Here is a 22,149-nt window from a genome sequence, read left to right on the forward strand (position 1 = left end):
GCCTCAGCGCTCCCGGGCGTCCAGGACGAGTGCGACCCGTCCGGTGGCAGCCCGGGCAGCCAGTTCGGCCGCCTCGGCTTCGGGCACCGCGACGTCGACGACGGTCTCCCCCGTCTCCTCGACCCGGTTAACACCAACGACGGTGGCCTCGATGGTGACCGGCTCCCTGTCGGTGATCTCGCCCTGGTCGCCGGGCGTGGTGACGATCCGGACGACGTCGCCGCCGTAGAGCGGCTCTGACGGCATCTGCGCGGGAGTAAGGCTGATGCCTACCAGGGACTCTCCCTCCCCCGGCACCAGGTTGTCGGTGACTGCCTGCGCGGTGAGCAGAGTGCCGGCCCACAGGTCGACGGCAGCGCGGCTGCCCTCGAGCTCGGCCTTCTGGCTGCCGGGGACCGGAGTCAACGCCGGGTCGACGCTGACCCGCACCACGGCGAGGTCGCCGGCCTCGATGGTCTCGCCACGCTTGATGTCGTTGCTGACGACCAGGACCTCTTGGGTGTCGTTAACCGAGGTAAACGCGAACGCGGTCCCCAGGCCGCCGGCAGCGACAAGAGCCGCGCAGAGTGCCAGGACCCAACGCCTGCGGCGGCGCCTCAGCCGTGGGAAATGGTTGTGGTCGGGAGGTGCCTTGATACTGGCGCCAACCTCGTCCCGTGCTTGTTGAGCAGTGTTCATCGACATGGATCCCCGAGTCCTCTCTGGTCTCGATCACCTACGTGTCAAGACGTGCCGGGAGCGGTCATCGCGAGCCCGACTCGATAGAAATACACTAGTGCATTTCTATCGAGCGAATCGTTATCCACAGCTGACCGATTCCGAGATGTCATCGCCCGAGTCCTGACCGGAAGTGGTTGCGTGGCCCAATCCCCCCGATGGGACTGAGCGCCTGCACGCACCGAACGTCCGGGTCAATGGGACCACAAATCATGCGGACTTTTCGGGGGGAATTTCTCCTTGTGGATTACGGTCAAACTCGGCGCCAGGCGCGCTCGTCTACGGCGCTAGACCTGCCCGCGCCGCAGGCGCTGCTGCCGGGCTTCCTGGAAGGCCGCGGCGACGACGTCGACTGTGTCCCCCAACCCACGCGCGAGACTCTCAACCTGCTGGGCTGCTGGGAGTCGGGTCCAACGGCCTTGCTCCCAGGCGTAGTAGGTCGGCACAGCCACGTTGACGGCCGCAGCTAACTCGGGCACCGTCAGCCCCGCCTTCAAACGCAGTGCTCTGAGATCAGGAACCTCACCCTCCATGTGAATTAGACGAAGGGTCGGGATGTCGAGGGCTCTAGCAAGCTTGACCAAGAAGTCCGGCCGAGGAACCGACGCGCCGAGCTCCCAACGAGATATGCGCTCCCCACCGGCGGCACCAACTAGACGCGCCAACTCATGCTGGGTCAGGCCCGCCTTCTCGCGAGCGGCGCGCAGCACTGAGGGGTCGATTCCGGAAACCATCGCTGACAGACACTAGTCGGAGCCAGCGGGAGCCGCCGCCGCGAAGCTCCTCACCAGTTGAGCGAGATACGTGATAACCGCGCGGGCAGGAGGCGCTGGGACACGCCGCTGACTCGAGGTGGAGCGTGACGACGGCGATGCCTACCGGTCCTCTCGAAAGGCGTGGGCCTCATCGAATCCGGACGCCCGCAGCTAGCACCGCCTCTGAACCGCGCCTGCCTCGTACTGTCGGAGGTGCCTCGTACCCTCAAAGAGTCGAGGCTCTCCAGATTCCTCGGCAGAAGCGAGGTGACCGGTGGAAAGCGGTAAGCAGGTCAGTCGAAGTGGGCACGTGAATCCAAGTAGAAGCATTGGGGCAACGATCAACCTCCGACGTCCCTCATGTCCGCCTCCCAGGAGAGCTCGCTCGGTCGGGATTCACTCAGGCTGGTCAGGCCCCGTCACCGGGCTCGCAGTCACCGCGACGGGGACGCGTCGCCAGGCCGTCGAAGATCAACTCGCTGATCGACGCAGACAAGCGCACTGCGTCTGCGGACGGGTCGTCAGATGGCCCCTCCACCGCCGCAGTGAGGCCGGCGACCGTGATGGCACCGAAGACGCTCAAGGCCACGGCGCCCGGGTTGGGGACCTGGCGTAGCGACCCATCAGCCACGCCGTCGGCCAACAACTGCTCGATCGGTTCGTAGAACGCAGCCCGCAATGCCAGCGCCAGCTCGGGCAGCCGAGTCGCGCGCCCAAGGTCGCCGACCAATGCCCGACACAGGAACGGATGCTCGAGCATTACCCCCAGCTGCGCCACGACAGCGGCCTCGAGTCGAGTCCGCGCATCCTCGGCGCTCGACACGGCAACGCCGACGGCGCCGGCGATCATGTCCAGCAGGTCGCTGAGGAGAAACTCCAGCACGGCGTTCTTGCCGTCGAGGTGGTAATAGATCGTGGCCTTCGGGATGCCGGTGGCCTCGGCGATGTCTTCGATCTTGGTGCCGTCCAGACCGCGCTCCGCGATCAGCTCTGCTGCGCCGTACAGCTGGCTGGCCAGCTTTGCCGGGAGCTTTCTCATCGCTCACCTCTGTTCTCGTCCGCGATTTGCTGATGCATTCGTCGGAGCCTCGACGTGCACCACATCGTATGTTGTACTGCAATTACAAACCAGTGATCTAGGCGATCGGTTGGGTTCAGTGAGTCGAGACGATCGGGCCGGGACCCGTGGACCGCTACGGTCTGCTCTCGGCGTCGGTCACCGCTTCCCGGCCGTAGTGGTGCTCGGCTGGGTGTTGGCGGCTGCGGTGCTCTCGCTGCTGGTAACCCCACTGGGCGCGGTGGTCGAACGCAGCAGCACCGCGTTTCTGCCGGAGGACTCCCCGACCCTGCAAGGGCTGAGGATCATGGACGACGCGTTCGGTACCGGCAACACCCAGTCCTACGTCTTCGTGGTCATCACCAAAGACAACGGGCTGAGCGCGGCTGACCGCCGTGCCTACGCCGACCTCGTGCATGCCCTAGGGGAGGAGCCGGAGCGGGTCTCGGAGGTCCAGGACTACCTCGAGGACCCTCAGGCAAGGCGGTCGATGACCAGCAAGGACGGCGAAGCGACCTACCTGGTCGTGGGACTTCGTTCCGCGGTCGGGTCGCCGGCCTCAGACGAGGACGTGAAGTGGCTCCGGTCGGTCGTCGACGATCTCGACGCCCCGCCCGGCACCGAGGTTCACGTGACCGGAGACCCGGCGATGATCACGGATCTGACGACGGCGGTGAACGACGCCTCGCTGAAGATCACGGCCGTCTCCCTCGCACTGCTGGTCGCAATCCTGTGGCTGGTCTACCGCCGGGTCGCCACCGTCCTCGTGTCGCTGGTGACCATCGGCATCGCCCTATTGTGCACCCGCGGCGCCCTCGCCTGGGCTGGTGAACATGGGCTAGCCCTGTCCACCTACACCGACGCATTCGTCGTGGCTATCACCTTGGGCGCCGGGACCGACTACTGCGTCTTTCTGATCTCCCGGTTCCGTGAGGAGTACGCCAACGGCCTCGACTCAACCGAAGCGGTCGCCGAGTCGGTCTCCCGCGTCGGGCCGGCTCTGCTGGCTTCGGCGGCCACAGTCATCCTGGGCGCGACCTGCCTGGGTTTCACCGATCTCGCCATCTTTGCCACCACCGGCCCCCCGATGGCGATCTGCGTCGCGGTCACCGTCGCGGTGAGTCTGACCTTTACTCCCGCGCTGATGCGTTGGTTCGGACCGCGCATCGGCCCCGCCCCGAAGGCCCGCGCGGATTCGCGGTGGGCACGCACCGGCCGCCTCGTCGGGAGCCATCCGGCCCGGGTCCTGGTCGCAGGGGTGAGCGTTCTGGTGCTTCTGGCTCTGGCGCTGCCCACCATGCAGCTCTCGTTCGACGAACGAGCGGCCCAGCCACCCGACACCCCCAGCAACGCGGGACTTGCGGCGATGGCCGAGCACTTCCCGCCGAACCAGACGCTGCCGGACTACGTGCTCATCCGTTCCGACCAGGACATGGCCAACACTCGCGACCTTGCTGTCCTGAACGCGGTCAGCACCGCGGTGGCCAAGGTCGACGGCGTCGACCAGGTCCGCAGTATCACCCAGCCCGCCGGAAGACGACTCAAACCCGCGTCCATCGCCAACCAGCTCGGCAGGCTGGCCGAAGGACTCCACCAGGCTGACCGCAAGCTTGAGTCCGGGGAGCCAGGGCTAGAGCAGCTTGCATCCGGGTCCGGCGACCTGGCTGATGCCCTCGACCAGGTCTCCTCCGGTGCCGGGAAAGCCGAAGACGGTGCGGCCGAGCTCAGCAACGCAAGCAAGCGGATCGCCAGCGGCCTCGGCCAAGCGGCCGAGCGAACCGGTCAGGCCGCCGACGGAGCCCGCCAGCTGCGTGACGGCGCAGCAACGCTGGCTGCGGGCCTCCGAACCGCGCACGACCAGGTCGCCCAAGCCGTCGACGGCCTCGGCATGATCGTCGAGGCCCTTGAGGACGACCCGATCTGCACTACCGACCCGGTCTGCAGACGTTCCCGTGAGGGCCTGCGAACGATTTACGCCGGCCAACGCGACCAGCTCCTCCCCGGCCTCGCCGAAGCGGCCGCCGGAGCGGACAAGGTGGCCGCCGGCGACGGCAGGCTCGCCACCGGGCTCGACCAGCTCGCCGCCGGGCTGCGGCAGGCAGAGTCCGGCAGCAACCGGATCGCCGATGGACAAGCCCAGCTCAGCGACAAGCTCGGCGAGCTAGAGGGGGGCACCGACCGGCTCGTGACCGGTGCCGCCGGCATCGCGCCGGGCATCGAGCAGCTCCTGACCCAGACCGAGCAACTCCGCGACGGTCTCGACGACTCCGGCAACTACCTCCAGGACGTCAACCAGCGTGCAGACACACCCGAGGCCGGCGGTTTCTACCTCCCCGCCTCCGCTCTCGACAAGCCGGACTTCGCCCTGGCCCGGGACGTGTTCCTCTCGGAGGACGGCAAGCTGGCGCGGATCCAGGTGACCGGTGACACCGACCCGCTCACACCCGCCGGCCAGGAGCGCTACGACGAGATCCAGGACGCCGCGAAGCAGGCCATGAACAACACCCGCCTTGACGACTCCACTGTCCTGGCCACCGGCGCCGCCGGCCTGGGCGCGGACCTGGCCCACTACCTCACCGACGATGCAGTCCTGGTGGTTGTGGCGGTCCTGCTGATGGTTCTCCTCATCCTCATCCTGACCCTGCGTGCCGTGGCCGCACCGCTCTACCTGCTCGCCTCGGTGGTGCTGTCGTGCGCGGCAGCGCTGGGGTTGACCACCCTGGTGTTCCAGCACCTGGCCGGACAAGACATCCACTTCACCGTCCCCGTCATCGTGTTCGTCTTGTTGGTCGCCGTGGGGGCGGACTACAACATCCTGCTGATGAGTCGGATGCGCGAAAGCGGGCTCGCTCTAGACCGCGACGAGGTCGCGCGCGCGGTCACCGCAACCGGACCCGTCATCACCGCCGCCGGCCTGATCTTCGCCTCCACCTTCGTGGCCCTGCTGTTCTCACCGGTCGAGGCGCTCGCCCAGACCGGTTTCGCTGTCGCGGCCGGGCTCCTTCTCGACACCTTCGTCGTGCGCACTCTCGTCGTCCCGGCTTGCGCCGCGCTGTGCGAGGAGGGCAGCTGGTGGCCACACCCCCGGCCGGCACACGCACCGGCAGCCGTAGAGCCAGCCCCGATACCCCAGGCACCCGTGAACCCGATGACCAGAGAGAAGTCATGACTAGCCAGCAGCTCACCTACAGCCCGTTCGACCCCACAGTGATGGCGGATCCCTACCCCGTCTATCGGCAGCTTCGCGACCACGCCCCGGCGTACTGGTCGCCGGAGGCTAGCACCTGGGTGCTCAGCAGGCACGAGGACGTCTCGGCGGCCCTGGCCGACCCAACGACGTACTCCTCGGCCTCCGGCATCTTCCCCACCCCACCCGGCGTGGACATGACCGAGCTGTTCCTGCCCATGCTCATCATGAGCGACCCACCCCGGCACACGCAGCTGCGCCAACTCGTCAGCAAGGCCTTCACCCCGCGTCGCATCGCCGGGCTCGAGGCGCACATCCAGACCCTTGTCGACGACCTCCTCGACACAACCCCCGCGACCGGCCCCTGGGACTTCGTCTCCGAGTTCTCCGGACCTCTGCCCGCGATCGTGATCGCCGACATGCTCGGCGTGCCGCGTGAAGACCGCGACCGCTTTCGGACCTGGTCCACCACCCTGATCCAGTCCAACCCGGCGCGAGGCGAGTTCGGCGCCGGGCTGGATGCCGCTGCAGCCCTCTACGAGTACTTCTCCGCATTCCTGGCCGACCGACGCGCGCACCCCCAAGACGACCTCATGACAGCGCTCGTCCAAGCCGAGGTGGACGGCGAGCACCTCACCGAGGAAGAGCTCCTCGGCTTCTGCCTGCTGCTCCTCGTCGCCGGGCACGAAACGACGACCAACCTCCTGTCCAACAGCGCAGTCATACTCGCCCAGCACCCTGAGGACCGACGCGCTCTCGCCGACAACCCCGAACTCGTGCCAGCAGCCGTCGAGGAGCTGCTCCGCTACGACTCACCCGTCCAGGGCCTGGCACGCACCCTGACCCGACAGGTCGATCTGCACGGGCAGGCCATGGCAGCCGGCGACACCGTGCTGCTGCTCTTCGGCTCAGCCAACCGCGACGACCACGCGTTCCCCGACGCAGACCACTTCGACATCCACCGCGCCCCCGAACGACAAGTCGCGTTCGGGCGCGGCATCCACTTCTGCCTCGGCGCATCCCTGGCCCGCCTCGAAGCACGTGTTGCTCTGCGAGCACTCCTCACCCGCCGCCGTGACTGGGATGTCGACATCGACTCCGCGGTCCGACTCCGCTCAGGCCCGATCCGCGGGTTCGCATCTCTACCCATTCAGTAAGTCAGCCACTCACCATCCAGTCCCACGAAGGAGTACCTGTGAAGGACCGACCGAAGCCGAGCCGCGCAACAGTCCTCCACAATCTGATCGAGGAGATCCTCGCCCGAAACGACGGGCAAGTCCCCACCAACATCGAAGGCACCGACACCTACTTCAACAACGTCGATGACCTCGCGAACGCGCTGCTGCTCCGCTGGCACACCCGCCTCGTGGCCTCAATAGAACGCGGCCTCGTCGACGACCCTGAAGACCGCAGGGAGGCCGTCATCGAAGCCTGGCGGCACGCCTCCCGGATCTACTCGGGCGTCCGCAAAGTCGTCGACGAGATGGCGGAGGACCCGCCCACCGACGTCGTTGCCCACGCCGTGCTGGCCACCGCCCGCAACGACTGGGCAGCCATGGCCATCGCAGCCGGACTGGCCAGCGGCATCGACGAGCTAGGAGCTCGGGTCGGCCAGCGCCTCGAACTCGAGGCGCGACGACGCAACCTCACGGAACAGAGCGCGGCCAACAAGCCTCTAGCGCGATCATTGCTCGGCACACTGATGGCTCATCTCGTCTGGCGAGTGCTCCCCAAAGTGTCGACCGATTCCGCTCGCCCATCCGGTTCTGCCGAAGCGACGGCGAGCCCTCAGGGCTCTGGGTCGGTTCGACACACGACGCCAAACTAGTCGCCATTGCACCCAGTCAGGTCAGTTCCCCCACGAGATCCGTAATGTGGCGCAGCAGCGGGACAGCGATGGCTTGCTCCTCAGGCGTGAGAGATCTCCAGGCCACCGAGAGTCGGTCGGCGACGAGGCCGCGCTTGGCGGCCAGAAGTTGCTCACCTCGTTCGGTGAGCCTGAGCACCCGCCGTCGGCGGTCGTCCTCAGCCGGGATGCGGCGCAGCAGACCTGCGCTTTCCAGGCTGGCCGCCTGTTGGGTCACCGTCGGTTGGCTCAACAGCGTGTACGTCGAAATGGCGCCGATGCCCTCAAGGCCGCAGATCTGCACAGCATCCAGCAAGACCAACTGCGGCACTGTGACGTCTTCGAAGAGTGGCTGCAGGCGTCCCCTGGTCCGCCGCGCGACCGCGAGCAGAGCCAGCACCGCATCAGCGAACTGGCCTCCGCTTTCCGCACCGACCGCTTCACCACCGGCACCCATACGAGCTCCCCGTCGTCCATGGCCACTCATTGACAAGACCGGCGCCGAGGGCGATTGACGGCCATATGTTGCGTCACGCTACCGGAACGCCCTTGAGGGACAACTGCTGGGGCCAGCGGCAAAGACGGGGTATCTAACTGCTCAATAGGCAATGTTGCTCATTGGGCAACGGGCGTCATACTCAGGGTGTGGATCGTGGGTTGCGGGACCTCAAGCGCGAGGCGACGGGACGGGCGCTCGCCCAAGCCGCGTTCGAGCTGACCCGTGAGCGCGGGCTGTTCGGGTTCGTCACCGCGGATGTCGTGCAGCGTGCTGGCTACTCGCGTCGCACGTTCGCGAACCACTTCTCCTGCAAGGAGGAGGCAGTCACGTCGGTCGCGTTCGGTGGTGTCGAGGACGCCAGCGCGATCCTGGCCGGCTTGCCCGCGGACCTGCCTCTGCTCGATGCCATGTTGGCCGTCATGAGGGATCAGCTCACTGCGGACACGTTGGTGAGGATGCGCGAGCTGATGGCGATGGCGCGGGAGTACCCGACGCTGGAGCCCTACGTTCTGGGCGTTCAGCAACGCATGCGCCACACCGCCCAGGAACTCTTGGGGTCGGTGGCCGGGGACCGGTACCCCGCCGTCTATGTACCGCTGCTGTTTGGCGCCGTGTACGGCGCCGTGATGGCCGCCCTGGAGGGAACCCTCGACGTGCACCTGGACGGCGAGAGCGACTACACCCCCGCGTCGATGGACTACAGCTCGTTCCTCGACCTCACCTTCGACTACCTGCGCCACGGCCTCTAGCCACCGCCGCCTCGCCCCCAAGGAGACCCGACCCATGTCCACTTTCTTGTACCGTCTCGGACGAACCGCATTCGGCAGGCCGTGGCTGTTTATCGGGGGCTGGGTCGCAGTCCTCGCCGCAGTCGTGGGTGGCGTGGCCATCAACGGGGTGAGCGTCAGCTCCGAGATGAAGATCGAGGGCACCGAGGCACAGACGGTGCTCGACCGCGTAGCCGATGAGCTCCCGGAGGCCTCTGGGGGTCAGGCCAGCGTGGTCTTCACCGTGCCGGTCGGTGAGCGCCTCGACACTCCGGAGCGACTCGCAGTCATCAGCGGCACCGTCAGTAACGTCTATGACCTCGAGAAGGTCGTCAACCCCCTCGACGCCGCGCTGGGTGGCGCTGGACAGGGCCCAGCGGGCACGCCGCACGAGGATGCACCGGTCGATCCCCAGGCCGGGTCGGACCAGCAGGCGCCCCCGTATCAACCGCTCGTGGTGGACGGGGCCCCGGTGCCCGGCGTGCTGGTGTCCTCGGACGGACAGGTCGCACTGTTCCAGTTCCAGTTCACGGTCGCCTCGACCTCATTGACCGATGACGACGTCTCCTCGGTCGTCGAGGTGGTGGAGCGCGCCGAGCAGGGAACGGGGATGACCGTTCTCCCGAGCGACTCGCTCAAGGCACTCGAGATCCCCGTCGGCATCGGCGAGGTGATCGGTCTGGCGGTCGCCGCCCTTGTGCTGGTGCTCACCCTGGGTTCCCTGATTGCGGCCGGCCTGCCTCTTGTCACCGCGCTGGTCGGCATCGGCATTGGCGTCGGCGGCGCGTACGCGCTCTCGAACGTCGTCGAGATGAACTCCGCCACCCCCGTCCTCGGCCTCATGGTCGGCCTGGCCGTTGGCATCGACTACGCCCTGTTCGTCGTCAACCGGCAGCGACGACTGATCCTCGACCAGGGACTCGCCGCGCAGGAGGCAGCCGGTAGAGCAGTCGGCACTGCGGGCAGTGCCGTGTTCTTCGCCGGCCTGACCGTCCTCATCGCGCTGACCGCGCTCACCGTCATCGGCATCGCTGTGCTGTCCACGATGGCGTTGGTCGCCGCGTCGACGGTGGCCCTGGCCGTCCTCATCGCCCTGAGCCTGCTGCCCGCGCTGCTAGGTCTGGTCGGGGAGCGGATCTGCTCGGACAGGGCCCGAGCCCGGCGCCACGCCCAGGCAAAGACGGAGTCGCACGGCGTCGCGGACCAGTGGGTCAAGGGTGTGATCAGGTACAGGTGGCCAGTCATCGCTGGCGTGGCCGTGATCCTAGTTGTAATGGCGGTCCCCGCCGCCAGCATGAACCTGGGCATCCCTTCGGGTGCCACGGCGAACCAGGACACCGCCGCCCGGCAGAGCTACGAAGCGGTCTCCCGGAGCTTCGGCGAGGGATTCAACAACCCGCTCCTGGTCACCGCGGAGCCCACCGACACCGCGAGCAACCTCACGCCCGAGCTGACCGCGAAACTGATGGACGAGTTCCAAGCCCGAGACGACATCGTGCTGGCCGCCCCCGTCGGCATCAACGAGGCCGGGGACTTGGCCGTGTTCAGCATCATCCCCACCTCCGGCCCCGATGACGAGGCGACCAGCGACCTCGTGAAGTCCCTGCGCGAGCCCGACCACCCCATCGCCCGGGACAACCAGGTGCAGCTGGGCGTGACCGGGTTCACCGCCATCCGAATCGACATGTCCGACAAGATCGCCAGCGTTCTACCCTTCTACCTCGGCATCATCATCGTCCTTTCCGTCCTGATCCTGATGCTGGTCTTCCGCTCGGTGGTGGTCCCGATCAAGGCCACAGCCGGCTTCCTGCTCAGCATCCTGGCCACCTTCGGTGCCACCACCGCCGTCTTCCAGTGGGGCTGGCTCAGCGGCCTTTTCGGGGTCGACACCGGCGGCCCCCTTATGAGCTTCATGCCGATCATCGTGACCGGCATCCTCTACGGACTCGCCATGGACTACGAGGTCTTCCTGGTCTCCTCGATGCGCGAAGCGCACATCCACGGGGAAGCAGCCCGGCCGAGCGTCGTCCACGGGTTCGACCAAGCCAGCCGGGTCGTCGTGGCAGCCGCCATCATCATGGTCGCGGTCTTCTCCGGCTTCATATTCAGCCACGACATCATGATCAAGCAGATCGGCTTCGCCCTCGCCGCCGGCATCCTCATCGACGCGTTCATCGTCCGACTGACCCTGGTCCCCGCACTCATGGCCGTCTTCGACGAGCGAGCATGGTGGCTGCCCCGCTGGCTCGACCGCCTACTGCCGGACCTCGACATCGAGGGCGACAAGCTCCTGACCAGGCTCATCCAGCAGGCCGGGGCCACCGACCGACAAGACATCAAGATCCCAGGTTGATCGGAGACAGACCGCGCACAGGTGCGCAGTGCTTCACCCTGCGCCCGGGTTCGCGCTCCTCGACCAGCATCCGCTTCGCGGAGAGGGCCGCGGCAACAAGAGGCTGCGATCTCTTCGCTACCCCGTGCTGCGCGTCGACTTCATCCGAAGGGAACCGACCCCTTCACCCAGCGGGCAACCTGGACTTCCCCGCCCGATTGGCGTCCAAAATATCGGAGGCCGCCTCAAGGTCGGCGCCACCCGTGGCGTCTCCAATTCCGCGACCGGCCATGACGTGCCGGCCTTTCGTTCACCTGTGCTGGAGCGTGTTCGCGCAGGTATTCCTCAAGATCAGCAAGCCCTCGGGCGAGATCTCGACGGAGCTTTCGTTCGGCCAGAAACCGAAGGCGTGGCGGGGGGTGTACGCGAACCCACTCACCATAGATGGACTCCCCCACGTACCAGCATGCACCGGCAGCGACGAGGCCACCCACTAACGTCCACCACACCACTGCCAGCACATCCCATAGGGCGTTGCCCAGATGTTGCCATGCTGGCCCGTTTGGATCCCAATATCTCACTCCACCCACCTCCAGCCCTGGCGGCCGAACCCGGTGGTTCATGATCACCATGTACTCAGGGGTTGAGGTCAGGTTACGCCGAAATACATAGGAGGAAAAGGGTACTTTGGCGGCTACTGAGCGCCAACTCCCGGCGCTGCCAAGTGGCGTGCCAGTCGCCAATCTGATCGACCAGGACGACCACCCCGACCGGCCGAGCCCGCCGCCGAGAGGGACGGCAATGCGGTCGCTTGGCGGAGCAAGGCGAGCGCCATGAAGTGGAGTCAAAGTTGGGACGCTTCAGATCGAGCAGGAGAAGCTTGAATGACTGATCCCGTGCGCCGTCAGGTTCGAAGTGACGTCGCAGCGCCGTGGAGGTCTTGGGTCAGCATGGCCTCGAGCTCCGGAAGGGCCAAGGCCGACTGCGCGGCGTCGCGGACTCGACTGCGCGCGGACTTTTCCCGGGCGGTGATCGAACGGGCCACCGTTGTCCAGGCTTCCGCGGCTCGGTTGGCTGAGCGCGCCAATGAGGTGGTTGCTTCGTCCCCGGTCATCTGGGCGATCTCGAAAGCCCCCTGCGCCAGGAGCCGTCAGAAGAGGCCGCCGCCCGTGCCTGCCTTCTCGATGAACGCGCCGAGGCTGAACAACAAGATTTCGAGTTCCTCGTCGTCGTGCCGCTCCCAGCCCGCAATGTCCGTGGCAAAAGCACGCGCTGCGGCGACTCCTGCGCTGCGGACCGTCAGACCGGCGGCGTCACCCGGTTCTGAGGGTAGCTCGTCGAAGATTCTGGTGGCGCTGGTGGGATTGCTCATCGCTTGGGCTGACTGAGCGAATGCCTCAGCCGCCGCGGACGCCAGATCCGGCAGCTCAGCGGGCCACCTGATGTGTACAGCGTATGTCGCGTCGGTTGCGGGAATGACGTGGAACTGCGGGCCCGCGCAAGGGCCTCGTAGGGGACCTCCTGGACGTCTTCGCGATCGTTGTCGACCACCAAAGCCACTTGCGCATGGTCATCGAATCCGATGAGCACGATGTCGTGTCGCCTCATCGAGAGTTTGACGCGCAGATAAGGCAGCTCAGCAATGTCAGCCCAGAGCATCACTGGACGACCGCCCTCGATCTCGGCGCGTACCCAGCTCCACCCCTCGGCGGGATCATCAGTGACCCGCTGCTCGGCCGCTGCGCCAAGCCGACGAGGCAGATCCAGCTCGAGCTCTCCGCCACGGCCAACCAGGTACAGGGGTGGGAAAAGGTCTACCGAGCGCACATAGGAGAGACCGAGCGCGCTGCCGAGAGCGAACACCAGACCTTCGCTGGGAGGGCCGTCCCATCCGAGTCCGGCCCACTCCAGCAGGTCTCGCAGGGCGCCGGACCCACAGTGCCCACCGATCCGATGCGGGTAGGGCGACACCCGTGCGGCGGCATGACTAGTAGTCATGTAGCCGTCTTTCGCGTCCGAGCCTGCGTGTCGGACGGTGATCGGTGGCAGTCAACCTCTGTTCGCTGAACGATCACGGCCGCGGCTCTCTCGCAACGCCTCTCGGACCGCCGGTCTCCTCGGCGGTCTTGGTGATGGCGCTGCTCATGGCGCTCTCCAGGGTTCGTGCGTACGCAGCCGCGAAGTGAGCGACGTCAACGAGCACGAACAGGGCGGTCGAGGTGAGCACCCTCTGCCCCTCCGGGTCGGTGATGGTGGCTTCGACCTGAAGTCGACGCCCATCGCGGCCGGTGAGGTGGGCTTCCAACCGATAGGTGACGTCCAAGAGGACAGGCTGCAGGTACTCGATCTCGAGGCGTCGAGTCACCGCCGGGCCGCCGACTAAGTACTGGAGGAATCCGTAGAGGTCGTCGATGACCGTCGCCAAAGCCCCACCATGAGCGATCCCCGGCGCGCCCTCGTGCCGATGGTCGAAGGCGTGCGCGGCGACCACGCCGTCCCCCGCGCGTCGCACCTCGAGATGGTGGCCATGCGGATTGTCCTCGCCGCAGCCCAGACAGTTGGCGTGGTGTGAGGCAAGGCGAGCTCCGTCGTCAGGAGGACGGAACTTCTCTGCAAACGTCGCGATCAGGTCATCAAATCGACTCATCCCGTGACCCCGCCTGCCATGACAGTGTCGATCCAGCGTTCAAGGACATCACGTTGCCACTTAGAAGGATGCGGGACGAGCATCCCGCTCACGCCTCGACCTAACAGGAGATCTAGCGTCAACTGGATCAGAACCGGATCCGTGGTGATCCAGACGCGACATACCTCCCGAAGCTCGGCGTGCACCCGCTCCTCCGCCGGAACCAGTTGCCGTCGAAGGTCCTCGTCGGTGCGTGCCGCGGCCCACAACTCCAAAGTGGCCCCGTACAGCGGCCCGGACAACGCCTCTGCGAGGAGTTCCAGGGCAGCCAGTGCTGCCGCTCTGCTCGGTTGAGCCGAGGGGTCCAGACTGTCTCCGATCCGTATCGCGAGGCTGTCTTGAACGTGCGTGAGGCGTTGCTGTGCCAAATGCTCGACCGCCGCCACGACCATCTGGTCTCGCGTGCCGAAGTGGTGGAGCTGGGCGCCTCGCGACAAGCCAGCTCGCTCGGCTACGGCAGGGCCAGTGGTGCCCGCGTACCCCAGCTCCGCCAAGCAAGCCACCGTCGTGTCCAGCAACAGCCGGCGGGTTGCGACCGCCCGAACGTGTCGGTCTTGCACGCCAGCGGTCATGCCCCTCACTCTACATACATAGATACATACATGTATGTATGTAGCCTCGCGACTTCGAGCAGAGCTCTGCCATGGCCATCGCAGCCGGACTGGCCAGCGGCATCGACGAGCTAGGAGCTCGGATCGGCCAGCGCCTCGAATCCGAAGCACGTCGTTGCGTCGTTGCGTCGTTGCGTCGAGGAGAGTCCCGGGGAGTGGTGGGGTTTGAGGGCTGGCGGCGAGGCGTGAAGACGTAGACGGCCATCGGCGGGATCTTCGGTGTGTATCGACCAAGAGACACATTGAAGGAGAGCCACCGATGGCCTTGCCCCAGTCTGCCCTGTCCGAGCTCCTCGAGGCGTTCCGTGCCGGTGATGGCGTCGATCTGGTCCGCGATTCGGTCCGCGTCGCGCTCCAGGAGCTGATTGAGCTCGAAGTCACCGAACGGATCGGCGCCGCACCGTATGAGCGCACCGATGACCGCGTCACTGAGCGCAACGGCCACCGGCCGCGGATGCTGACCACCAAGGCCGGCGACGTCGAGCTGCGGATCCCGAAGCTGCGCAAGGGGTCGTTCTTCCCGATCATCCTCGAGCCCCGCCGCCGCATCGATCAGGCCCTCTACGCGGTGGTGATGGAGGCCTACGTCCACGGCATCTCGACCCGCAGCGTCGACGACCTGGTCGAAGCGATGGGCGGGGTCGCGATCAGCAAGTCCGAGGTCTCGCGGATCTGCGCCGGCCTGGACGAGACCGTCGGCGCGTTCCGCACCCGGACTCTGGATCAACGTCGAGTTCCCCTACATCTACCTGGATGCGACCTACCTCCACGTCCGCAACGCCCCGGGCAAGGGCGGCCAGGTCGTGTCGATGGCCGTCATCGTCGCCACTGGCGTCACCGCGACCGGTGAGCGGGAGATCCTCGGCCTGGACGTCGGTGACAGCGAGGACGAGGTGTTCTGGCGCAGCTTCCTGCTCAGCCTCAAGCAACGCGGCCTGGCCGGAGTGCGGCTGGTGATCAGCGACCAGCACTCCGGCCTGGTCAAGGCGTTGAAGCGGGCGTTCCAAGGTGTCGCGCACCAGAGGTGTCGGGTCCACTTCGCCCGCAACCTGCTCGCGCACGTGCCCAAGGGCCAGGCCGAGCTGGTGGCGACTGCGTTCCGGATGATCTTTGCCCAACCCACCGCCGAGGACGTCCACGCGGCGTGGGACAAGACCCGCGACGAGCTCGCCGCCCGGTTTCCCAAGCTCGGGCCCCTGATGGACGACGCGAAGGCCGAGGTGCTCGCGTTCACTGCGTTCCCGCGCGAGCACTGGCGCAAGATCTGGTCCACCAACCCCCTCGAGCGGGTCAACAAGGAGATCAAGCGTCGCTCCCGGGTCGTGGGCATCTTCCCCAACGCCGCCGCGGTCATCCGCCTTGTCGGGGCGGTGCTGATCGACATGCACGACGAGTGGATCGCCGGCGACCGCCGCTACCTGTCCGAGGGGTCTATGGCCAAGCTCTACGACACCAGCGATACTGACTCCGTCGCCGCCATCGAGAGCAGCGACCTGTAGGCACTGAGGATCACCTCAAAGCCCACCACCCCGCGGGGCTCTGTCTTGCGTCGTTGCGTCGTTGCCGAGCAAAGCAGGACCCGGAGGCATCGCCCGCGAGCCTTGCTCGACAAACTCAAGCCGTTTCTCGTCGGGTGACCAATACCCGGAAGACCACGTCGGGCCTCACCCGCGCTCGTTCAACGAAGGTGCGGAGGTTTGACCAACACGTCTTACGTGGAAGCTGCGCTGCTAATCGTAGTCACTTCCAGCGCATGGCCGTACCTGCGGCGTCAATCGTTCCCCAGCGCGATCGTCGCGCTGTGAGCCCGATGCTTCTATCAGCCAACCGGGCGGACGTGAACGCCCACCGCTCGGAAAACGACGATCCTTGACCGGCTACGCCTTTCGGATGAGACACTCAGACACCTTGGCGGGCGCAACGCATGACTGTACTCGGGGTGACGAACCGACCTTTGTGCATACGACGTGGTGGGCACGCTAAGGACGAATGCATTCCAGCTCGCACCAACCCGGTGGCGACTGGGCGAGTCGGGGAGTTCACCATGGTTTCGTGGCCTGGGGGTCAGCACGACCCGGTTGGCGATACTGAACGAGTGGTAACTAAGGGCGCCATTGACGATGGTGTCACTGACCGGGCGCTCCCCACCAACTCCCGCTCGCGCACGTTGGAGATCCTCTCCCGGGCAGGTGAGCATCCGTTGATGAGTTCTTCCGACCTGGATGCGATCTTCACTGTTGACCAGCACCTGCGCTACCTGTCGGTGAACGGAAGCGGCCTCGCCGCGGTAGGCCTCTCCCGAGCGACTCTGGAGGGCAAGACCCTCTTGGAAGTCTTCCCCACGGAAACGACCAACGTGGCCTTGCCGTCGTTCCGAGAGGCCCTTGCCGGTCGCTCGAGCACCATCGACGTGCCCTTCGCGGGGCGGGTCTTCTCACAACATCTGACTCCGATTCGAGACCCGTCCGGCAAGGTGGTGGCAGCGATGGGTGCCGTAGAAGATGTCACGAGGGCACGAGCAGCGTCACGCCTTCGGTCAGAGTCCGAGGAACGCTTTCGGCACGCCTTCTTCCATGCCCCAATCGGCATGGCCCTGGTCGAACTCGATGGGCGACTACGGCACGCCAATGCGGCGCTCGCCAAACTCATGCAGTACTCGGAGAACGAGTTACACGAGCTATTGCTTCAAGAGCTCACCCATCCTGACGACCTCGACGCGAACCGGGATCACATGGATCGCTTGCTTGGCGGAGAGATGGACTCGCTTACCCTCGAGCAGCGCTACGTCACCCGCCCCGGTTCCACCGTTTGGGCGCAACTGTCAGCCACGTTGGTGCGAGGCCCGGACGGCGCGCCGCGGCACTTCATCGCTCAGATCCAGGACATCACCGGACGCAGGGACAACGAGGCTTCAGTTCGTGAAATGGTCGCGATGCTGTCGCACGATCTGCGCGCCCCCATCTCCGTCGTCACGGGATTCGCGGAGATACTGCTCGACTCCTGGGAGTCCCTTCGAGAGGATGAACGCCGCAAGTTCTTGCTGAAGACCCTGGCAGCGGCACATTCGGCGCAATCGTTGCTCGAGAACACTCTGACGATGTCCGCACTGGACGGCACGGGACTCACCCCCTCCCAAGCGTCTGTGCGCGTGAGCGACGTGGTTGACGAAGTCCTGCAGGGTTTGGCTCTGTCGTCCTCAATCGCGCTTCGCACGTCGGGTGACTCCACGGCGCTGGTGGACCGGGTTCACCTAGTCCAGATCGTGACGAATCTGGTCACAAACGCGCTGAAGTACGGCGCAGAGCCATTTGTCGTTGAGATCCGAACGGAGACTGACTCGGTCATCGTTGAGGTGGCAGACGCGGGTTTAGGGGTACCACCTGAGTTCCAACCCCACCTGTTTGACCGCTTCACGAGATCCGAGACGTCGCGATCAAGCAGGGAGCGGGGCAGCGGGCTCGGACTTCACATCGCCCGGCGTCTCCTCCTGCTCAATGGTGGCGACATCCGATACACCCCCAGGCCAGGCGGTGGCGCCGCGTTCTCCTTCAATCTGACCCGCGCCGAACCGCAGCTTCTCCAGGACAGAAGGAAGAGTCCCGACTAGCGAGTTGACTCTGCGGCAGCACGCCTCAGGGTTCGCCCTCAATGCGGGCCCGCCGGGATCCCCAGATCGTCGACGATCAGTTAGCAGATCGCCGCGGAGGAGCGTGCCGTTTTCGCACGCCGGATGCAGTGGTGATACCTCGACCGCTAGACGGAAGGGCGTACCCAGTCGCAGTAGCGGGCTGCCGGTCCGCTGCGCACCGAGCATCGGCGACATGGGCTCGAGCAGTGTCGGCCGAGCCTCCCGGCGCGGGCGACGCACCCGCGTTCGTGGCAATCCTGGTACATATAGTCGAAAGTCGCCGACGTTTGTGCAGGTCAGCATGGGACAGTCGGTCACTACTCCCCACTGTGATCACTTCTCCGCGTATTGCTCGAACTGGACCTCGAGGGTCGTCCACGCAAGTCGGACGGCGGTCTATCGCGTCACCCGAGGCCTGGCGGGCTTAATTCATCGCTGATGACGGCAACGCTCGAATTTGAGGCCGATCCGACGCTCGAAAACGAGGCCACCGGTTCGTCGGTTCTAGTCTGTCGTGTCTTGGGTTCTGATGCTGGGCAGGGTGTCGATCCCGCGGTTGCGTAACCGGTAGCTGGCGCCCTTCAGAGTCAGCACATCGGCGTGGTGGACGACGCGGTCGATCATCGCTGCGGCGACGGCCTGGTCGCCGAACACGCCGCCCCAGCCGCTGAAGGGCAGGTTGGATGTGAGGATCAGCGAGGCGTGTTCGTAGCGGCTGCTGACGAGCTGGAAGAACAGGTTCGCGGCGTCTTGCTCGAACGGCAGGTAGCCGACCTCGTCGACGATGATCAGCCCGTAGCGCCGCAGCCTGGCCAGCTCCTGGGGTAGCCGTCCGGCGCGGTGTGCGTCGGTGAGGCGCGTGACCCACTCGGTCGCGGTCGCGAACAGGACCCGGTGGCCGTGGTGCGCGGCAGCGATGCCCAGGCCGGTGGCCAGGTGGGTCTTCCCGGTGCCGGGTGGACCGAGCAGCACGACGTTGCGTGCCTCACTCAGGAACCCACCCGATGCGAGTGCGGCGATCTGCTGACGCACGGCGGGTTGGGCGTCCCAGTCGAACTCCTCGATGGTCTTGCGTGCACCGAACCCGGCAGCACGGATCCGCAGTTGGGCACCTGAAGCGTTGCGGGCGGCGACCTCACGGTCGAGCACTGCGGCGAGGTACTCCTCATGGGTCCAGCCGGCGTCGCGGGCATGATCGGCCAACCGGCCAGCTGCTTCGGTGATCCGGGGCGCCTTCAACGCACCCGCCAGGTAGGTCAACTGCTTCAGGGCCTCGGCGGCGTCGGCGTTCTTCTTCGTGGCCATCAGGCCACCTCCCCATCCGTGGTCACGGTGTCGACCAGGCCGTCGACCAGGCCGAAGGCGCGGTCGTAGTCGGCCAGGTCCCGCACCAGCCCCTCGTGCGCATCAGTGGCTGATCGGGGTTGCTGGAACTGCTCACGCAGAACCTTCGCGGCCCCGACGTGGGCGGGGTCGGCGATCGTCATCCCGCGTGCCCAGACCCGGTCGTGACGTGCCACCAGGCGACCGTCGTGCCGGACTTCGACACGAGCCAGGTCAGCGTGGACGTCGACGAATCGGCCGATCACCGCGGGGTCGACGGAGTAGTCGTTGCTGTCGACGCGGACGTAGTAATCGCGTCCCAACCGCACCCTGTTGACCCAACCTGTTGCCGGGGCCACCGGCGGCAATGGCAGCATCGCGGACCGATCGGCGACGACCAGATCGATCGGGCGGACCTTGATCGTGCGCACCACCCGGGCGTTCGCCTTGGTCAGCCAATCGGCGAACTGGGCGTCGAAGTCAGCCGGGGACGCGAACGACCGCCCTGGCATGAAGGAGGTCTCGAAGAACCCGTTGCGTCGCTCCACGATGCCCTTGGACTCAGGGTCATAGGGCTTCAGGCGCTGCAGGGTGGTGGCCAGCGTGCCGGTGAACGCGCCGACGCCTTCGGCGTGCCGCTTGCCGCGACCGATGCCGGACTCGTTGTCCCAGATCAACCGGCGAGGCACCCAGCCGAGCTGTTGCAACAGCTCCCACATGCCCAACAGCAGGTCCTCGGCGTGCCGGGTCGGGAGCATCTTCCCAACCATGAACCGCGAGTGCGCGCACGTGATCACCATGACCGGCAGCAGCGTCGTGCTGCCGTCCTCGAGTGGAATCTTCTTCGGCGGGAACCACAGGTCGCACTGCGCCGCGTCACCCGGCAGCCAGGTCAACCGATCCGAAGGGTCGACCGGACGATGCTCAGGACGCAGCCGCCGGACGTGGTCGCGGAACCAGGTGATCGACCCCGTCCACCCGACCCGTTCGGCGATCACCGTGGCCGGCATGTCCGGGTGGTCCTTCAGCAACTGTCGCACCAGTGGCTCGAACGGCATGAACGCCGTCGGCACCGCCGGCCGTTCGTACTTCGGCGGCCGGTCCGAGGCCACCGCCCGTGCCACCGTCGACCGCCCCACACCCAGGTCCCGTGCGACCTGACGCTGCGGAACGCCGTCCGCCACCAGTCGTCGAATCAGAGCCCAATCCTCCACAGAGATCACCCATCCAATCTGTCTGGGTGGCCTCGTTTTCGACCGTCGCTATGGCCTCATTTTCGAGCGTCGTCGACACCAGTGCTTCACGTGTGCGAGAGGGGAGTTGAACCGTTGGAGTATTACGCTCGATCAGGCGTCGACCGCCGCCCCGAGCGTGAAACCCGGCGTCCTGTTGTTGCCTCCGGTTTGACGCCCGTTTCCTCGGATGCGTGCACCCCGGGGGTGCACCAGCCGGTGTTCGGTTGAGACAGCGCTGGAGGCCAACCTTAGCGACACCGTAGCCGACCGGCGATCGGTCCGTTCCGTCACCAGGCAGGCCCCGATCAGGAGAACCCCCGTAGCGGGCCTCCGGATCGCACCTCCTGTTGCCATGACTCGTGACGCTCTCCCGCGTCCGGCCGCGACGTGGCATGCACCAGTCTTAACAGCGAGTCAATCATCGTCCGTGGCAAGCTGCGCACCTACGAGGAGTCGGCACGACTGGCCACTCTGGAGGTCGTGTAGCCGCCACGTCGACTTGCTCTGATCTGACGTGCCGCGGCTCGGCGTGGCCCTTGGCTGCGGCTGTGCTCGGCACCCCACCCTTCCTGAGGTCAGGTTGGTGCCGGCTGGTCCGCCGTCCGGGCATTGACCATGAGATCGATGCGGCCCTGCTGGACGACGTCCTCGTGCTGGTTGACCAGGGTGAACCAGCGTTGCAGGATCCCGGTCTGTCCTGAGGAACTCTTGCGGGTCGCCAGGATCTCCACACTCGCCCCCAGGGTGTCGCCGCTCCGGATGGGCGCGACGAACCGCCACTCGTCTACACCGAGCAGCGCGACTGAGCAACCTTCAAAGACCCCGATGCGCGAAACGAGACCCATCGCGATCGACATCCCTAGGAGGCCATGTGCGATCGGCCCGCCGAATCGGGCGTGCGCTTGTCCGACCGCATCGGTATGCACCGGGTTGGTGTCCCAGCTCCAGCTGGCGAACATCATCACATCGGCTTCGGTGACGGTCCGGCGCTGGCTGTCGAAGACCTGGCCCACCTTGAAGTCGTCGAAGGCCCACTCCATCGGATGCTTCACGGCCGATCCTTTCCGTGGCTTCACCGCCGGCGGCCGGCTGAGAGTCGTCGAGGCAATCCTGATGTGATCAACGTGCGATGTCGTGCCTCAGAGCCTTCGACGAGTTGTCCCTGCGACACCGAGACACCAGGACTGACCTCGGCCCACCGCGTCCAAGTTGCCAGTTCTAACATGCGCATGGAAGCCGGCGTAAGCCTCGCGACGTCGACCTGCAGTCGCGGCCGACCGCCCGCCGACTTTTGAGTGCTGTCGAGGACTCCTGCGTGCGGCTCAGAGCACCGCGTAGGTGTAGAACCCCGGCCGGTCTTGCGGCCGAGCAGCCGCGGTCCTATTGGGTTGTGTAGCCGCCGTCGAGGACGAGTTCGGATCCTGTTGCGAAGGATGATTCGTCGGAGGCGAGGAAGAGCGCGCCGTAGGCGATTTCTTCAGGCGTGCCCATCCGGCCGAGTGGTGT

The 22,149-nt window shown here is 66.1% G+C and carries 18 protein-coding genes and 2 pseudogenes; 8 read left to right on the forward strand and 12 right to left on the reverse strand.

The window, feature by feature from the left end; all coding sequences use genetic code 11:
- Window positions 1-3 precede the first annotated feature (3 nt).
- The 3 genes from KVF89_RS24075 to KVF89_RS24080 all read right to left on the reverse strand — a co-directional run bounded on the left by KVF89_RS24075 (window position 4) and on the right by KVF89_RS24080 (window position 2,511).
- Complete coding sequence (locus tag KVF89_RS24075) at window positions 4-684, reverse strand: SAF domain-containing protein (protein WP_234411076.1); 681 nt, start codon at window positions 682-684, stop codon at window positions 4-6.
- A gap of 320 nt (window positions 685-1,004) precedes the next feature.
- Window positions 1,005-1,451, reverse strand: coding sequence for a helix-turn-helix domain-containing protein (locus KVF89_RS30650; RefSeq protein WP_372497965.1), 447 nt, complete (start codon window positions 1,449-1,451; stop codon window positions 1,005-1,007).
- Between the two features lie 430 nt (window positions 1,452-1,881).
- Window positions 1,882-2,511 carry a TetR/AcrR family transcriptional regulator gene (locus tag KVF89_RS24080; RefSeq protein ID WP_257429291.1) on the reverse strand — a complete coding sequence of 210 codons (630 nt, stop codon included), beginning with the start codon at window positions 2,509-2,511 and terminating at the stop codon, window positions 1,882-1,884.
- Window positions 2,512-2,737: 226 nt separating this feature from the next.
- Between KVF89_RS24080 and KVF89_RS24085 the strand changes: the two genes are divergently transcribed.
- Genes KVF89_RS24085 through KVF89_RS24095 form a run of 3 tightly spaced genes read left to right on the forward strand, consistent with a single transcriptional unit; the run spans window position 2,738 to window position 7,544 of the window.
- A complete protein-coding gene (locus KVF89_RS24085; protein ID WP_257429292.1) occupies window positions 2,738-5,698 on the forward strand; it encodes an MMPL family transporter in 2,961 nt (986 codons plus the stop codon).
- Window positions 5,695-6,873 (forward strand): cytochrome P450, encoded by a 1,179-nt coding sequence (locus KVF89_RS24090; RefSeq protein ID WP_257429294.1) that lies wholly within the window; start codon window positions 5,695-5,697, stop codon window positions 6,871-6,873. Before KVF89_RS24085 ends, KVF89_RS24090 begins: the two co-directional genes overlap by 4 nt.
- A gap of 38 nt (window positions 6,874-6,911) precedes the next feature.
- A complete protein-coding gene (locus tag KVF89_RS24095) occupies window positions 6,912-7,544 on the forward strand; it encodes a hypothetical protein (protein WP_257429296.1) in 633 nt (210 codons plus the stop codon).
- 16 nt (window positions 7,545-7,560) lie between these two features.
- Here the strand turns inward: KVF89_RS24095 and KVF89_RS24100 are convergent, their stop codons facing one another.
- On the reverse strand, window positions 7,561-8,019 hold the full coding sequence (locus tag KVF89_RS24100) for a MarR family transcriptional regulator (protein WP_257429297.1): 459 nt from the start codon (window positions 8,017-8,019) through the stop codon (window positions 7,561-7,563).
- A 200-nt stretch (window positions 8,020-8,219) separates the two neighbouring features.
- Here KVF89_RS24100 and KVF89_RS24105 point away from each other — a divergent pair, with 200 nt between their 5' ends.
- Together KVF89_RS24105 and KVF89_RS24110 are read left to right on the forward strand one after the other, a co-directional pair.
- Window positions 8,220-8,810, forward strand: coding sequence for a TetR/AcrR family transcriptional regulator (locus tag KVF89_RS24105; RefSeq protein WP_257429299.1), 591 nt, complete (start codon window positions 8,220-8,222; stop codon window positions 8,808-8,810).
- Between the two features lie 34 nt (window positions 8,811-8,844).
- Window positions 8,845-11,181 (forward strand): MMPL family transporter, encoded by a 2,337-nt coding sequence (locus tag KVF89_RS24110; protein WP_257429301.1) that lies wholly within the window; start codon window positions 8,845-8,847, stop codon window positions 11,179-11,181.
- A gap of 883 nt (window positions 11,182-12,064) precedes the next feature.
- On the opposite strand, the pseudogene KVF89_RS24115 reads toward KVF89_RS24110, so the two are convergent.
- The 3 genes and pseudogenes from KVF89_RS24115 to KVF89_RS24125 form a co-directional block, all read right to left on the reverse strand.
- Window positions 12,065-12,637 (reverse strand): annotated as a pseudogene (locus tag KVF89_RS24115) (DUF4872 domain-containing protein).
- Window positions 12,529-13,158, reverse strand: coding sequence for a BtrH N-terminal domain-containing protein (locus tag KVF89_RS24120; RefSeq protein ID WP_257429303.1), 630 nt, complete (start codon window positions 13,156-13,158; stop codon window positions 12,529-12,531). The pseudogene KVF89_RS24115 and the gene KVF89_RS24120 overlap by 109 nt, the downstream one beginning before the upstream one ends.
- Window positions 13,159-13,231: 73 nt before the next feature.
- On the reverse strand, window positions 13,232-13,585 hold the full coding sequence (locus KVF89_RS24125) for a PaaI family thioesterase (RefSeq protein ID WP_257429304.1): 354 nt from the start codon (window positions 13,583-13,585) through the stop codon (window positions 13,232-13,234).
- A 9-nt stretch (window positions 13,586-13,594) separates the two neighbouring features.
- On the opposite strand from KVF89_RS24125, the gene KVF89_RS24130 reads away from it, so the two are divergent.
- Window positions 13,595-13,732, forward strand: a complete 138-nt coding sequence (locus tag KVF89_RS24130) for a hypothetical protein (protein WP_257429306.1) — start codon at window positions 13,595-13,597, stop codon at window positions 13,730-13,732.
- Between the two features lie 71 nt (window positions 13,733-13,803).
- On the opposite strand, the gene KVF89_RS24135 is transcribed toward KVF89_RS24130, so the two are convergent.
- Window positions 13,804-14,418 carry a TetR/AcrR family transcriptional regulator gene (locus KVF89_RS24135; protein WP_257429308.1) on the reverse strand — a complete coding sequence of 205 codons (615 nt, stop codon included), beginning with the start codon at window positions 14,416-14,418 and terminating at the stop codon, window positions 13,804-13,806.
- A gap of 298 nt (window positions 14,419-14,716) precedes the next feature.
- On the opposite strand from KVF89_RS24135, the pseudogene KVF89_RS24140 reads away from it, so the two are divergent.
- Window positions 14,717-15,956 (forward strand): annotated as a pseudogene (locus tag KVF89_RS24140) (IS256 family transposase).
- A 704-nt stretch (window positions 15,957-16,660) separates the two neighbouring features.
- Window positions 16,661-18,064, forward strand: a complete 1,404-nt coding sequence (locus KVF89_RS24145) for a PAS domain S-box protein (protein ID WP_257429310.1) — start codon at window positions 16,661-16,663, stop codon at window positions 18,062-18,064.
- Between the two features lie 525 nt (window positions 18,065-18,589).
- On the opposite strand, the gene istB is transcribed toward KVF89_RS24145, so the two are convergent.
- The 4 genes from istB to KVF89_RS24165 all read right to left on the reverse strand — a co-directional run.
- On the reverse strand, window positions 18,590-19,390 hold the full coding sequence (istB, locus tag KVF89_RS24150) for an IS21-like element helper ATPase IstB (RefSeq protein WP_257429311.1): 801 nt from the start codon (window positions 19,388-19,390) through the stop codon (window positions 18,590-18,592).
- On the reverse strand, window positions 19,390-20,631 hold the full coding sequence (gene istA / locus KVF89_RS24155; protein WP_257429313.1) for an IS21 family transposase: 1,242 nt from the start codon (window positions 20,629-20,631) through the stop codon (window positions 19,390-19,392). Before istA ends, istB begins: the two co-directional genes overlap by 1 nt.
- 587 nt (window positions 20,632-21,218) lie before the next feature.
- Entirely contained in the window at window positions 21,219-21,695 is a 477-nt protein-coding gene (locus tag KVF89_RS24160) for a MaoC/PaaZ C-terminal domain-containing protein (RefSeq protein WP_257429315.1), read from the reverse strand.
- Window positions 21,696-22,023: 328 nt separating this feature from the next.
- Window positions 22,024-22,149, reverse strand: a 126-nt coding sequence (locus KVF89_RS24165) for an SDR family oxidoreductase (protein ID WP_257427650.1), incomplete at its 5' end; no start/stop codon positions are given.

The organism is Nocardioides carbamazepini, from assembly GCF_024614185.1.
Lineage (GTDB): Bacteria > Actinomycetota > Actinomycetes > Propionibacteriales > Nocardioidaceae > Nocardioides > Nocardioides carbamazepini.

Excerpts from the sequence above, each read along its gene's own strand:
- KVF89_RS24075 (WP_234411076.1), bottom strand. The coding sequence starts at position 684 with ATGTCGATGAACACTGCTCAACAAGCACGGGACGAGGTTGGCGCCAGT.
- KVF89_RS30650 (WP_372497965.1), bottom strand. The coding sequence starts at position 1,451 with ATGGTTTCCGGAATCGACCCCTCAGTGCTGCGCGCCGCTCGCGAGAAG.
- KVF89_RS24080 (WP_257429291.1), bottom strand. The coding sequence starts at position 2,511 with ATGAGAAAGCTCCCGGCAAAGCTGGCCAGCCAGCTGTACGGCGCAGCA.
- KVF89_RS24090 (WP_257429294.1), top strand. The coding sequence starts at position 5,695 with ATGACTAGCCAGCAGCTCACCTACAGCCCGTTCGACCCCACAGTGATG.
- KVF89_RS24100 (WP_257429297.1), bottom strand. The coding sequence starts at position 8,019 with ATGGGTGCCGGTGGTGAAGCGGTCGGTGCGGAAAGCGGAGGCCAGTTC.
- KVF89_RS24110 (WP_257429301.1), top strand. The coding sequence starts at position 8,845 with ATGTCCACTTTCTTGTACCGTCTCGGACGAACCGCATTCGGCAGGCCG.
- KVF89_RS24120 (WP_257429303.1), bottom strand. The coding sequence starts at position 13,158 with ATGACTACTAGTCATGCCGCCGCACGGGTGTCGCCCTACCCGCATCGG.
- KVF89_RS24130 (WP_257429306.1), top strand. The coding sequence starts at position 13,595 with ATGAGCGATCCCCGGCGCGCCCTCGTGCCGATGGTCGAAGGCGTGCGC.
- KVF89_RS24135 (WP_257429308.1), bottom strand. The coding sequence starts at position 14,418 with ATGACCGCTGGCGTGCAAGACCGACACGTTCGGGCGGTCGCAACCCGC.
- KVF89_RS24145 (WP_257429310.1), top strand. The coding sequence starts at position 16,661 with ATGAGTTCTTCCGACCTGGATGCGATCTTCACTGTTGACCAGCACCTG.
- istB (WP_257429311.1), bottom strand. The coding sequence starts at position 19,390 with ATGGCCACGAAGAAGAACGCCGACGCCGCCGAGGCCCTGAAGCAGTTG.